The sequence below is a fragment of the Clostridium sp. genome, assembly GCF_016650095.1.
GTDB lineage: Bacteria > Bacillota > Clostridia > Clostridiales > Clostridiaceae > Clostridium_AD.
In genome coordinates, this window is sequence record NZ_JAENWL010000058.1 from 1 (window position 1) to 13,643 (window position 13,643).

Sequence of the window (13,643 nt, forward strand, 5' to 3'; positions counted from 1 at the left end):
CATTCATTTTGCCTAGGATATAAAAAAATCGAGGTAACTAAGGCTCCAGCAAGAAAAGAAAATACAGTAAATTATATAAAATAATTATATAAGCTATATTCAAAAAATCCAGGGGGAAAATTAATCTCTGGATTTTTTCATAACCCTAAATATAAACTTAAAATTGTTTAGGGTGTAGGTTAGCACAGTTGGAAGAAAATAATAGATAAGTACGTATCTATTGGTAATTATTAAAAACATTTACAAATACATAAAAGTAGTATATACTAAAGTAGTTCCTTAATGTGCTTCATTAGCTCAGTTGGCTAGAGTACCTGACTCTTAATCAGGGTGCCCAGGGTTCGAATCCCTGATGTAGCACCAACATAAATAACAGATACCTCGATGATTTGAGGTATCTGTTATTTTTTTACTTGATTTACGGTTAATATTGTTGTTCCCTTAAGCTTGTTTAAAAGAACCATTGCTTTTTTAGGAGTCATTGAACCATAAATTTTATCATTAATAGTTATAACAGGCGCAAGTCCACAGGCACTAAGACAAGATGATGTTTCCACGGTAAACATTAAATCATCGGTTGTAATCTTCTCTTCTGAAAGTCCTAATTCGGACCGAATAATATCTAATATAGGAGCTGAGTTACTTACATGACATGCCGTCCCATCACATATTTTTAGAACATACACGCCCTTTTGCTCTAAAAAAAAATTATCATAAAAAGCGGCTAGACTATACATCTTATCCATACTCATACCAAGTTTTTCTGAGAAATAGGTGAATGCCTCCTTAGGTATATATTTATATATATCTTGTGTATCTTGTAATATCGCAATAATGTTACTAGATTTAAACTCATGATTTCTTAATATAGTATCCAATTCGCTATAACTAAATTGTGTATTCATTATTCTTCCTCCTTGCAACATTATTAAAATGTTATCACATCTATATTATATTAAAATTTTTCATATTGCAATATAATATACTTCAGAAGGAGATTTACCCTATTGTAAAGGTACCTTCCTTCTGAAATGTCGTTAAAAATACCCCGATAATTTAAAAAAGATACCTATTAAAATAGTATCTTTTTGAATTATTGGAGTACATCTAACCTATAAAGTTTTGTATGGAAAGAAAAGCTTTAATATCTATCTTCTCATTAGAACTAATCAGATTCTTAGCTTCGAGCTTTGATAATAGCATAACTTCAATATCTTCATCTGGTTCTAAATAAGCCTTTGATATTTCACCATGGCAAGTACAATATACTAAGGCGGCTGACTCATCCGACATACCTGTTGATATATATGCCTTAGATTTGGTTTTATTATAATCAATTTTGAGTAGTTCAAGTCCTGTTTCTTCCTTTAGCTCACGTCTTACAGTAGTTTCAAAGTCTTCCCCGCAATCTATAAGCCCAGCAGGGATTTCATAAACGTAATCATTAAGAGGAACCCTAAATTGCTTTATAACCACTAATTTATTTTCAACAGTATGAGACTCATCTTCATAAGTAGCTGTATCCACGTAAGTGGCTACAATTATAACGGCATCTATACTGTCCTCAACACCATTGAAATAATTATTTTTTAATGTATCTAAATCTTTTCTAGAAGCTATAGACCAATTTCTGGAATTTCCATTTTTATTTGTATACTCCGCATTATAAAGTTTTAAATACTTTGTATCAGCTAGTGTTGTAATATTGTTTACGCTCAATATTTCATCTCCAATCATACGTTAGTCTATAATTATGACTTTATAATCTTGTTTAGTTACTCGAAATCCTCGGGTTTTAAATCATTCACATATTTTAAAACTACATCTAGTGAATTAGCGGAGTACATTGCATCTACGCCACCTTTATGATAATAAACTGAAAATCGATCATTCTTGAAATAAAAGATGTGGTAACTTCTGCTACCGACCTGTCTATGACCTAAGCAACTTTCATCATCTAGAATAAGCTCGTTCAATATCCTATTTCCTACATTTACATCTTTAATGACAGCTAAGCTCATATAACGAGGCTCGAAAGTGAATTCTTTCATTGTTTGCATTTTAATTCCTCCTTAATAATTATATATGAATTAATAATATCACCTTACTAGAAGAAAAACAAACAAAATCACATGAAAAATTTTCAATAATTGGGTTGAGTATTATTAGAAATTACAATCAACATTTGTTATACTGTATATGCAATTTAAAATTTATTGTGAAATATAGGTACAGCTAGTAAGGGGGAAGAAAATGTTTTATTTTGTGAAAGATGTTGAAGAAAATGTGATGAATGTAAATTGTTTGCAAGAAGTTCCATTTTTGGAAGAGGCTATATACAATATGTCATTAGAAAAAATATTAAAAGAGTATGAAAATATAAAAAAGTGGTTCATGATTAATAAAATGGCCAACAATTTTCAAATTAAAGGTGTTGCAGGAGAAGAGTTGGAGTTTTTTCTTATAGAGAATATTCCTTATGAAGATATGGATTATACCCATGATGTTCTACATAATAGGATTAAACAAAAAATGGGGGTTGAATTTGAGGAATATGAATATTGTTTGAGATTGAGATTAAGTAGGACATGCTCTAGAATTTTATTTCATACTAAGATAAAATATATTTTAAAAGAGTGGAATTAATTTAAATATAGTGGATATTTAGTATATTATATATAAAATAGATAAAAATAAGATATAGGTAAATTTTATATATAAAAGGAGTAGAAGTTAAGTTGGGTAAAAAAGTTATAATTGTAGGAGCTGGAGTGGGTGGTTTAGCAACAGCTATAAGACTGTTAAGTAGTGGGTATGAAGTAAAAGTTTATGAGAAAGAAGAAAGAATCGGTGGAAAAATCAATATTATAGAGCAGGATGATTTTGTTTTTGATTTGACAGCCTCTATTTTAATGCGACCTCAGGAGTATAAGGAAATATTTAGCTGTGCAAACAAAAAAATGGGAGGATTATCTCCAATTTATTAGACTTGACCCTACTTATGAAGTTAATTATGCTGATGGCAGTGGATATGATTTCTCTAGTGACCTGGTTAAATTAATAGATACTTTGGAAATGATTTCTAAATCCGACAGTCTAGGATATTTGAAATTTTTGGGAGATTCGTATGAGAAATATCTTATTGCTAATAAATACTTTTTGAATAAAACCTTCTATAGTCTTACTTTCAAGTAAGCTTCTAGCGGAAGAGATTTTAAAAGATAACAATATAATAAATTCATAGTTTATACTCATACTATTTTACCATTATATTGTATCTAAATGAATAAAAATAAAAAATATGCTAACAGCCAATAAATATTGTTAGCATATTTTTTTATTCAATAAGTATACTAATTTATGTGATATACTTGATTTCAATAATAAAGTATTCTTTATTATATACGATAATATAAGTATATTGAAAAAATTTATGTAAAATGGGTGATAGTGATGGCGTTATCTACAAATATAATTAATAATGCACTAATAAAGCAATATACATCGCAAATGAAAAATAATAATATAATTTCTGATAAAAGCACAAGTAATGTTGAGCATGAAAAAGAAATGCAGGAATTAGCTTTTAAAACAATGCTTATCCAAATGATGGATAGCGCAGGTAATTCAAGGATGGCAGAGTTTATGTCTACTGCTTTATCAAATCAGGATTCTTTTAACCTTGATGATTCATTGGGTGCCATGAGTAATTTTAAGTCAACTATAAGAGGTGGGGCGCAATCATTATCAAATGATTACAGTGAGAGCGCAGTTACGAAATTTAGTGCATTAGGACTTACAGCTGCTAAATATGAATCTAATGTTAATCCGGGCACCATAAGTAATACAACAGGAGATTATGGTGGTAAGTCCTATGGTGCATGGCAGTTCTCCTCTAAAACAGGTTCTTTAGATTCTTTTATAAGTTCACTGAATGTAAATAATAAAGAGTTTTATTTGAAATTGTCAGATGCGAAAGCTAAAGATGGTAATAAATTTGGTGGGAATTTTGATGCTTCATGGACTAATATTGCAATATCTAATAATGATAAATTTTTAAAATTGCAGCAAGATTATATAAAACAAAATTATTATGATACAGCTGCACAAACATTAAAGTCAAAATATGGTTTTGATATAAGTGAAAAAAGTGATGCGTTAAAGGAAAGTTTATTGTCTACAGTAGTTCAACATGGTGTAGGAGGAGCTTTATCTGTGTTCTCAAAAATCAATTTAAATAATAGTGATGGTAATATCATAAATGATTTATATAATGAACGTCAAAAGGTTAGTGTTTATTTTAGAAATAGTTCACAGTCTGTGCAACAAAGTGTATACAATAGGTTTACGAGAGAAAAGCAGGATATGCTTAATATGTTAAATTCATAATTCGCTTAACTGCATACTAACACCTTACTTTCAGATACAAAAAATATCTGAAAGTAAGGTGTTTTTTGTTTGAATGCGTAACCGTAAAAATGTTGGTTACATTCTGTGAGTATTTTCAAGTGAGTTTTAAATAGTAGCTGAATAGTTACTTGAAAATAAAACATACTAGTTATAACGTGAAAATAATAGTGATATGAAAAAATATATTTAAGGGGGAAAGAAATGAAAAAGTTTTCAAAAATAATTTCTATATTGTTAGCTGTGGGATTGTTACACAATAGCTTCAGTAGCGTCGCACTTAGTGCACAAGTCGCGCAGGTCGCGCAAGTTGTACAAGAACAATTAAGAAATTCAATGCCAGCTATTAGTGTTAATGATAGCTTTGTAATAGGAGAAAGTACGTCAGGATTTATACTAGAATCTAAAAAATGGCTTTCCGATATACAATCTACAGCTATGATATTCAAGCATGTTAAAAGCGGGGCTAAACTGATTTATCTACAAAATGATGATGAAAATAAAGTATTTTCAATAAGTTTCCGCACACCAGTGAGTGATAACACTGGGGTTAATCATATTATTGAGCATTCAGTTTTATGTGGGTCAAAGCAGTACCCTGTTAAAGATCCCTTTTTAATTATGACGAAGCAGTCACTTAGCACATTTATAAATGCTTTTACAGGACCAGATTTCACAATGTATCCAGTGGCAAGTAAGAATGAAAAGGATTTTAACAATTTGATGAGTGTGTATTTGGATGCAGTGTTTTATCCAAATATATCTAAAGATCCTAGAATACTTAAACAGGAAGGCTGGCATTATGAAGTTAACAGGGAAACAGGTGATCTGAATTATAATGGGATAGTGTACAATGAAATGAAAGGTAATAATTCATCACCACAGGTAATACTCGCAAATATTATAAATAATTCACTTTTTAATGATAGTTCATATAGATTTGAATCCGGTGGTAACCCAGATAATATTCCCGATTTAACCTACGAAAAATTTATAGAAACCTATAAAAAATATTATGTGCCGTCAAATAGCTCTATATATCTGTATGGGAAATTGGATATTAAAAATACATTAAAATTTATGAATGATAATTATCTAAAGAAATTTAAAAGTACAATTGTGGATAGTGAAATTAAATTACAGAAACCTTATGAAAAAAATATTGAAAAAACAGGACTGTACCCAGTAGTTAATGATGCGGGTACGGTAAATATGACTTATTTATCATCAAACTATATGATAGATAAGGTAACAGACGTAGAAAGCATTTTAGGTTTTCAAATTTTGCAAGCAATCCTTTTAAATACTAAAGCTTCGCCTCTCAGGAAAGCACTATTAGACAGTGGTATTGGAGCGAATGTATATGCAAGTTTTAATCCGTCGACAAAGCAACCGAGCTTCAGTATAATTGCTACCAATGCAAATGAATCAGATAAATATAAATTCAAAAATCTTGTAGATAATGCTTTAAAGAAAGTAGTAAAAGACGGTTTTGATGAAGAGCTCATTAATTCAGTATTCACTTCTGTAGAACTTAGTTTGCGTACTCAAAATTCAGATGCTAATAGAGGCATGAACTATATGTCTGCAGCTTTGAATTGCTGGAATTATGATGTAAATCCTACAGAATTTTTAGAGATATCCCCCGCACTAAAGAAAATAAAATCCCAAATAGGTGAAGGGTATTTTGAAAAATTAACGCAAAAATATTTATTGGACAATAAGCATAATTCATTGGTTGTGTTAAAACCTTCCAATGGGTTAAATGAGGCAAAAGAAGAAATATTAAAAAAGAAACTCGCAAATTATAAAGCATCATTATCTGAGACTGAATTAGCTAAAATTAAAAAAGACACTGAAGAATTGAAAAAGTGGCAGGAGGTACCTGATTCAAAAGAAAACTTATCAAAAGTACCAACTCTTTTGCGCAAGGATTTGAATTTGAAAACAGAAGAAATTCTAACAATAGAAAAATTAGAGGGCGGAATAAAAGTACTGTATCACCCTGTAAATACTAATGGAGTTATTTATTCTAATTTTTATTTTGACAGTTCAAAGGTACCCCAAAACAAAATATTATACTTGAAATTACTTGCTAATGTTTTGGGAAATACCAATACTGAGGAATATAACCTTACTCAGCTTGCAAATAAGATGATGAAATATACTGGCGGAATTAGTTTCAATTCAACAGCATTCAAAAATAATACTGATTCGAATGAATATGCTCCTAAAATGAGTATTTCAGTAAACTCGCTTAGTAGTACATTTCCTAAAGCTTTGGAACTTTTAGATGAAATAACGAATCATAGCTTATTTGATAATAAGATGCTTATTAAAGGTTTAATTAAAATGTCAAGATCAGAATATGAATCTATGTTTGTTAATGGAGGCAATAAACTTGCAATGAAACGTACATTATCTTATTTATCAGATAGTGGTAAGTATAGTGATCTAGATTATTTACCATACTATGATTTTATTTGTGATTTAGATGATAATTTTAACGTAAAATTTGATGAAATAGAAAAAAATTTAAATGAGGTCAAAGATATTTTGTTTAACAAAGAGGGATTGGTTGTAAGTTATACTGGTGATGAAAAATATTATGAAAAATTCACTTATAGTCTTAATAAATTTAAAGAAAAACTCAATGATAAAAAATTTCCGTCGCAGGTTTATAAATTTGATTATTCGAATAAGAATGAGGCGTTTGTGGTTCCATCTCAAGTGCAATATGTGGTTAAGGGTGGAAGTTTTAAGAAGGCAGGATACACTTATAATGGGTGTATGAAGGTTGTCGAAAATATATTAAACAGTGATTATTTATGGAAGGAACTCAGAGTCAAAGGTGGTGCGTATGGTGGGGCTATGAGTTTTACAAAGAATGAGGTGTTATTCTATTCCTATCGAGATCCAAATTTAAAGGAAACTTTAAATACATTTGATGGAGCGGTAAATTTTTTAAAAAATTTCAAAGCAAATGATAAAGAAATGACTAATTTTATAATTGGAACAATAGGTAATATAGATTCTTTAACGGGCCCTTATATTAAAGGTGTAATAGGGGACAATATGTATTTTACGAATACCACTCAAGATGATATTCAAAAGCTACGTGATGAAGTATTGTCAACTACTGCTGGCGATATAAGAAATTTTGCGGAGGTACTAGAAGCTGTGATCAAACAGAATTTGCATTGCGTTGTTGGTAGTGTGTCTAAAGTAAATGAAAATAAAGATTTATTTGATAGAATTATAGTGCCTATTAAGAAGCCTAAATAGTAATATTCATATAATTTAAAGATTTATGTTTTGTAAACACTTTGGGTCAGTTATTAGTGGGAATATTGTAGGACTAAAAAGTAGATGATTTTGAATTCAGATTAGGTAGACATTTAGGAAAGAATATAGAACGCAAGTTTTATGTGCTTTCCTTTTTTATGGTATAATTAAAAGATTATAAAATTTAAAGAACTAGGGAGAAAATATGTTGAGAGAAGATATGATATTACAAATATTTAATGAAGGAACTAGTGGTAAAAATCATGCAAAAGGTCAAAGGGTCCTTAATAATGATTTGGTCTCTTCTGTAGATATCACTAATGAAGATAAATTAATATGTATAGATGGTAATGTAATTTCAGAGAAACTTTTTAATGAATATCATACAAAAGTTGAGATGGATGTAGCGCGGAGAAGTATTTTTACTACATTTTGTAGTTGCTCTGATTTTGAAAATAATGAATTTAAAAAAGAAAATTATTGTTGTAAACATTTAGTGGCAACGTTTTATAAAGCATTAGAAGACTTAGCTAATCACCCGCTTTTAAGTGAAGAGGGTGTAGTGGAACAAGGCACATTTAAAAATAGTAGCAATGTACTATCTATGCTCTTAGGAGATGAAAAACATAAGGATGAAATTAAAATAGAGGTGTATATAAACAAAAATCAGTGGACGAGTGGCATTACAGCAGAATTTAAAATAGGATTAAACTCTATGACTGCAAGCAATCTTTACATTTTAAAGGATATTAACCACTTTCTATTAGCGTGCTATAATAATTTTCCTATAAACTATAGTAAAAATTTTACTTTTAATATTGAAAATCAAAGATTGTGCACAAAAGATAAAAGGCTGATTGATTTTATAGAAATGTTAAAGACTTTGGAGGGAAACCAAAGGCACATTAGCAAAAGTGAGGACCGGTACGTTGAAGGAAAAAATATAAATATTCCTAAATATTTAACTAGGGAATTTTTTGAAATTATAATTAGGCATAGAGTATATTTGAATGAAGGCTTTTTTTCTAGACCTGTAGACACAGAAATTTTATATGAGGCCCCAGCCCTAGATTTTGATTTGAAAATGATAAAGAGTAATTATGTTCTTAAATCTTCAAACGGTATGCCGGTGGTTTTAGGTTCTAAGAATGATGCATTCTTGTATGGAAGCACTATATATCTCCCGAATTATGAGTTTTGTTATAAGATAAGTCCTTACCTCCAAGTTTTTAATGAGGCAAGGGTTGTTACAATGCCAGGCATTGAGGAGGAGAATATATTAAGAAGGCTGATTCCAGATCTTAATTTTTTATCACCTAGTGTTACATTATCAAAGTCAATAAAAGATAAAATAGTAATGAGTAAGTGTAGGTTTAGTTTCTATTTTAATCAGGAAGATAAAGAGATCACTCTAACATTAAAGGTGATGTATGGAACTTTCGAGTTTAATGTCTTTGAGGATTGCACAGAAAAAATAATATATAGAGATTCCAAAAGAGAAACTCAGGTTATAGGAATTGTAAAAGCCTTTGGTTTTCAGGAAATAAAGAATAAGTTTTATTTCTTAAAGAAGGAGGACTATATATTCAAATTCTTTAAAAGTGATGTGGAAAGACTTCAAGATATAGGAGATGTTTATTACTCCGAAAACTTTAAAGGCATAAAATCTTTGGGGACCACAGGTATTAGTGGGAATATTAAAAGTGGGAAATATAATTACTTTGAAATGGATTTCAAAATAGGGAATATTGAGCCTCTTGAAACTAAAAATATACTAAGGTCATTTAGAAACAACCTCAAATATTATAAGCTGAAAAATGGTGAGTATCTTGATTTGGAGGAATTGGAACTTAATAAATTCTTAAAGCTTTTAGATGTAATGGCACCACTAGGTAGTGACGATAATCATATTGAAATATCTAAAAGTAAAGGTGTTTTCCTAGAGAGTTACTTAGCGGAAAATAACATTAGATATATAAAAGGAAGAAAAGAGTTAAAAGACGTAAGAGATAAACTTAAGAATATAGAAAAATTGAACTTTAAAGAACCAGTCTCCTTAAATGGGAAGTTAAGAGAGTATCAAAAGGTGGGATATAATTGGTTTAAGACATTAGAGTATTTAGGGTTTGGTGGAATACTCGGGGATGAAATGGGTCTTGGTAAAACCATTCAAGCTATTACTTTTATATTATCTAGCAAAGGTGGTAAGAATTTAATTGTAGCACCCACATCTCTAATATATAACTGGATAAGTGAGTTTGAAAAGTTCGCACCTGGGTTAAAGGTGGCTGCAGTTAATGGGTCAAAGGACGAGAGGCGGGAAATAATAAATAATATAGACAACTTTGACGTGATTATAACCACTTATAATCTATTAAAGAGGGATTTAGAAATTTACAATGTATTAGAGTTTGATTGTTGCATATTAGATGAAGCTCAAAATATTAAAAATCCAAATTCACAAAATGCAATGGCAGTGAAGGAAGTAGTGGCGAAGACGAGATTTGCATTATCTGGCACACCAATAGAAAATTCTCTTATGGACTTATGGTCCATATTTGATTTTATAATGCCAGGATATCTATATGATGAAAAAAGATTTAGTGTGAGATATCACAAAAAACTTAAAGAAAGTCCAGAAATATTAGAGGATTTAAATAGGCTTATAAAACCTTTTATTCTTAGACGTAGAAAAAAAGATGTTTTAAAGGAATTACCTGATAAAATAGAAAAAACTCTTTTGGTGAATTTTGAGCAAGAGCAAAAGAAAATTTATAAAACCTATGCAAATCATGCAATGGAGCTTATTGAGAAGAAGGTAAGGGATGATGAGTTTAAAAATAGTAAGATAGAGATACTTTCTTACATAACAAAACTAAGACAATTATGTTTAGATCCCACTATACTAATGAATAATTACAGTGGGGATAGCACAAAAATGGAAGCTCTAGTAGAACTTCTTCAAAGGAGCATAGAACAGGGGCATAGGGTGCTTGTTTTCTCTCAATTTACGTCTGTTCTTAAGAATATACAAAAAAGACTTTTCGTAGAGGGAATATCCTTTAGTTACTTGGATGGATCAATACCGTCAGAGAAAAGAATGAATTTAGTAAAAGACTTCAACAATGGAGAAAATTCTGTGTTTTTAATAAGCTTAAAGGCTGGAGGAACGGGGCTGAATTTAACTTCTGCAGATGTAGTAATTCACTTTGATCCATGGTGGAATCCAGCAGTAGAAGAGCAAGCAACAGATAGAGCCCATAGAATAGGGCAAAAAAATGTGGTGGAAGTTATAAAAATTATAGTTAAAGGGACTATTGAGGAGAAAATCTTGTCACTTCAAGAAGATAAGAAAAAACTCATATCTCAGCTTATGGGAGATGAATTGTCTAGTGGTGAAGGGTTTGCGTCTCTAAGCGATGAAGAGATATTTGGATTGTTTGAAATGAAGGAATAATTTAGTGATAATAATGAATAACGAATAATGCATATGCTCACAATAGACTGAGGTGAGATTATGACTTTAAATAATAATGTAAAAGAAATGAATAAATTTTTAAAAGGAATACATATGGGAGGTACTACATTTAAAGATTATCTAAGTAAAGCTAAAGATACAGAGATTAAAAATGCGTTGGTACAGATTATAGAATCCTTTAAAAGGCATGAAGAGGCAATTACTAATAGGATAGAAAAGCTAGGTGGCAATGCTGCTGATACTCTTGGAATAATGGGCACTATGGCAGACTTCTTCGAGAAAATTAAACTTATACCTGTAAATACTGATTTAGAAGTGTGCGAACATGCTATGGTTGCAATGGAAATGGGAATAAAACAAGGGAAAAAGTTTATAGAGGAGAATAAAGATTTGGATGCTAGCCTAATGAGTGAAGTGGAAGCTATAGTAGGCGACTACAATAAACACTTAACAAAAGTTCAAGAACTAATGAGAAAATGTAAATAATAATACAGATAGTTTTTATATCATGTTTTTACGTGTAAAAAAAGTATATATTACGTATAATGTATTTGAATAAGCTTTAGAACTTCTTATTTTATTTTTAATTAAGATGCGTTAAGAAAAGCATATGTTTGAGCGAAAGCGAGTTTATGCTTTTTAGCAGATTAATTAAAAATAAAATTAGTAGTTCTTAGCGAAATGAATACATTGGTAGTAATATATACTTTTTTATTTTATTTGCTACTTATGTTCATATTTTTTAATACGGTATAGTGACATTTATACCATTCATTTTCGGGCTCTAATTCATAAGCCTTTTCAGCAAATATTAAGGCGTTTAGGCTATGTCCCATAGCTAAAAATGCCTCAGACTTTCCAAAATAAGCAACACTTTTAGTGCTATCTACTTGAATGGCTTTGTTATATATTTCAAGAGCTTCTTTTTTATTATGTAGTGAGAGTAGTGCGCTGGCTTTACCACATAGCGCATCGTAAAAATCAGGAATTACGTTAAGACAAGCATCAAAGCATTCCAACGCTCCTTTAAAATCATTAAGAAGAGCTGAAAACTCGGCTTTTTTAAAATATACGTTTGAATTTTTATCATCACTTTCAAGAAGTTTGTTACAATAATAAACGCATTTATCAAAGTCACCAGTTAAGTCGTGTATATCAACTAATTTCCAGTACCCTACAGGGTCACCTGGAACTAGCGTTAAATATTTCGTTATACATTTTTCAGCTTCATAAGGTTCGTACATTTCAATATAAGCTTGAGCTTTGACAAGATAAGTTTCGGCATATTCACTATTTAAGAAAATAGCTTTATTAAAATCCTTGAATGCTTTTTCAATCTCTCCATCATTAAATAGTCCTTTTCCTCTTTCTATATATTCTTTAACTAAAATTTCATCATTACATAATTTAATATTACTTTTCATTAAGTTACTCCTTTCACGTGTAATCGCACACATTACAATTATTGACACAAAACAGAACAGTATACATATAATTGCTATGAAATAGAGGTTTTTTACTATTTGCCAATAAATTGGCATTTGTTATTAAATTATATTATAATATTTGTATGGAGTGCATAAATTTGTAGGGGATTATAAAAGAGATTTATTATAAGGGGGCAATAATATGGGACAAGTTGTAAAATGTTCAATAATAATTTGTGATGATTTTAATGGGGTACTTATTGTAGCCAGGGGTAAAGGTAAAAAAAATTTACAAAAGGTGTGGAGTATTTTTAGTAAAGATGTAAAGGGCAAGGGTACTGCGGAACAATGTATTACCAAAGCAATAAATAAAGATTTAAAATGTAATATATTTGATATAGCTCCATTTAAAGAATATGTTCTTGATGAAGAGAATGGAGATACTTCATTGGTATATACTGGCAAAGTAAAAGAGTATATAACTGCACATAAGGACATACAACAAGTTAAGTGGATTACTGAAAGTGAGCTTAATATGCATGATTTCTCTAATGGGGAAAAGGAGATATTACTAGATTTCTTTGAAAGTGTTAAATAATTAATTTAATGAATTTTTTTACATAAATAATGTTAAATATATTTGTTCTGATAGGTATATCATTGATGCAGATATGCCTATAGATAATTTTGATGACACAAAAGAATGAATAAGGAGGATCAAAATGAAATTGCCATTTAAAATTGCTGTAAGATTTTTAAAGTCTAGCAAGGGACAAACAATTCTAATAGCTTCAGGCATTGCTATTGGTGTTTCGGTACAAATTTTTATAGGTTCACTTATACAAGGCCTGCAAAAGAGTCTTATAGATAAAACTATAGGGAATTCATCTCAAATAACTGTCACATCTAATGAAGATGTTAAAACTATAACAAATTGGGAAGAGAAGATATCTCAAATACATGCAACAGATGTTAGAATCGAAAAAATAGCTCCGACTGTTGATTCTTCTGCATTTATCAGATATAGAGATAAAACTGCTCCAGTA

General features: G+C 30.1%; 12 protein-coding genes and 1 tRNA gene. 9 read left to right on the forward strand and 4 right to left on the reverse strand.

What is annotated here, in order from left to right; translation table 11 throughout:
• Positions 1–286 precede the first annotated feature (286 nt).
• Positions 287–363 (forward strand) — tRNA-Lys (locus JJE11_RS05535).
• A 38-nt stretch (positions 364–401) separates the two neighbouring features.
• Here JJE11_RS05535 and JJE11_RS05540 read toward each other — a convergent pair.
• From JJE11_RS05540 to JJE11_RS05550, 3 genes are all read right to left on the reverse strand, one after another.
• Positions 402–905 carry an NAD(P)H-dependent oxidoreductase subunit E gene (locus JJE11_RS05540; protein ID WP_291633441.1) on the reverse strand — a complete coding sequence of 168 codons (504 nt, stop codon included), beginning with the start codon at positions 903–905 and terminating at the stop codon, positions 402–404.
• A gap of 202 nt (positions 906–1,107) precedes the next feature.
• Positions 1,108–1,719 carry an NUDIX hydrolase gene (locus tag JJE11_RS05545; protein WP_291633444.1) on the reverse strand — a complete coding sequence of 204 codons (612 nt, stop codon included), beginning with the start codon at positions 1,717–1,719 and terminating at the stop codon, positions 1,108–1,110.
• Positions 1,720–1,775: 56 nt separating this feature from the next.
• Positions 1,776–2,060, reverse strand: a complete 285-nt coding sequence (locus JJE11_RS05550) for a hypothetical protein (RefSeq protein WP_291633446.1) — start codon at positions 2,058–2,060, stop codon at positions 1,776–1,778.
• A gap of 193 nt (positions 2,061–2,253) precedes the next feature.
• Between JJE11_RS05550 and JJE11_RS05555 the strand changes: the two genes are divergently transcribed.
• From JJE11_RS05555 to JJE11_RS05580, 6 genes are all read left to right on the forward strand, one after another.
• Positions 2,254–2,646 carry a hypothetical protein gene (locus JJE11_RS05555; RefSeq protein WP_291633448.1) on the forward strand — a complete coding sequence of 131 codons (393 nt, stop codon included), beginning with the start codon at positions 2,254–2,256 and terminating at the stop codon, positions 2,644–2,646.
• A gap of 92 nt (positions 2,647–2,738) precedes the next feature.
• The gene (locus tag JJE11_RS05560) at positions 2,739–2,987 is read left to right on the forward strand and encodes an FAD-dependent oxidoreductase (RefSeq protein WP_291633449.1); all 249 of its coding nucleotides are present in this window, start codon (positions 2,739–2,741) and stop codon (positions 2,985–2,987) included.
• A 466-nt stretch (positions 2,988–3,453) separates the two neighbouring features.
• Complete coding sequence (locus JJE11_RS05565; RefSeq protein ID WP_291633451.1) at positions 3,454–4,389, forward strand: vgrg protein; 936 nt, start codon at positions 3,454–3,456, stop codon at positions 4,387–4,389.
• Positions 4,390–4,611: 222 nt separating this feature from the next.
• Positions 4,612–7,692 (forward strand): insulinase family protein, encoded by a 3,081-nt coding sequence (locus JJE11_RS05570; protein WP_291633453.1) that lies wholly within the window; start codon positions 4,612–4,614, stop codon positions 7,690–7,692.
• 205 nt (positions 7,693–7,897) lie between these two features.
• Positions 7,898–11,149 carry an SNF2 helicase associated domain-containing protein gene (locus tag JJE11_RS05575; protein ID WP_291633456.1) on the forward strand — a complete coding sequence of 1,084 codons (3,252 nt, stop codon included), beginning with the start codon at positions 7,898–7,900 and terminating at the stop codon, positions 11,147–11,149.
• A gap of 60 nt (positions 11,150–11,209) precedes the next feature.
• The gene (locus JJE11_RS05580; protein ID WP_291633458.1) at positions 11,210–11,656 is read left to right on the forward strand and encodes a DUF2383 domain-containing protein; all 447 of its coding nucleotides are present in this window, start codon (positions 11,210–11,212) and stop codon (positions 11,654–11,656) included.
• A gap of 230 nt (positions 11,657–11,886) precedes the next feature.
• Here the strand turns inward: JJE11_RS05580 and JJE11_RS05585 are convergent, their stop codons facing one another.
• Entirely contained in the window at positions 11,887–12,594 is a 708-nt protein-coding gene (locus tag JJE11_RS05585) for a hypothetical protein (protein WP_291633460.1), read from the reverse strand.
• A 205-nt stretch (positions 12,595–12,799) separates the two neighbouring features.
• Here JJE11_RS05585 and JJE11_RS05590 point away from each other — a divergent pair, with 205 nt between their 5' ends.
• Complete coding sequence (locus JJE11_RS05590; protein ID WP_291633462.1) at positions 12,800–13,195, forward strand: DNA mismatch repair protein MutT; 396 nt, start codon at positions 12,800–12,802, stop codon at positions 13,193–13,195.
• 124 nt (positions 13,196–13,319) lie between these two features.
• On the forward strand, positions 13,320–13,643 hold a 324-nt coding region (locus JJE11_RS05595), incomplete at its 3' end, for an ABC transporter permease (RefSeq protein ID WP_291633464.1).

What these genes read in the sequence shown, in the direction of transcription:
- JJE11_RS05540 (WP_291633441.1), bottom strand. Translation starts at nt 905, where the DNA reads ATGAATACACAATTTAGTTATAGCGAATTGGATACTATATTAAGAAAT.
- JJE11_RS05550 (WP_291633446.1), bottom strand. Translation starts at nt 2,060, where the DNA reads ATGCAAACAATGAAAGAATTCACTTTCGAGCCTCGTTATATGAGCTTA.
- JJE11_RS05555 (WP_291633448.1), top strand. Translation starts at nt 2,254, where the DNA reads ATGTTTTATTTTGTGAAAGATGTTGAAGAAAATGTGATGAATGTAAAT.
- JJE11_RS05565 (WP_291633451.1), top strand. Translation starts at nt 3,454, where the DNA reads ATGGCGTTATCTACAAATATAATTAATAATGCACTAATAAAGCAATAT.
- JJE11_RS05570 (WP_291633453.1), top strand. Translation starts at nt 4,612, where the DNA reads ATGAAAAAGTTTTCAAAAATAATTTCTATATTGTTAGCTGTGGGATTG.
- JJE11_RS05575 (WP_291633456.1), top strand. Translation starts at nt 7,898, where the DNA reads ATGTTGAGAGAAGATATGATATTACAAATATTTAATGAAGGAACTAGT.
- JJE11_RS05580 (WP_291633458.1), top strand. Translation starts at nt 11,210, where the DNA reads ATGACTTTAAATAATAATGTAAAAGAAATGAATAAATTTTTAAAAGGA.
- JJE11_RS05585 (WP_291633460.1), bottom strand. Translation starts at nt 12,594, where the DNA reads ATGAAAAGTAATATTAAATTATGTAATGATGAAATTTTAGTTAAAGAA.
- JJE11_RS05590 (WP_291633462.1), top strand. Translation starts at nt 12,800, where the DNA reads ATGGGACAAGTTGTAAAATGTTCAATAATAATTTGTGATGATTTTAAT.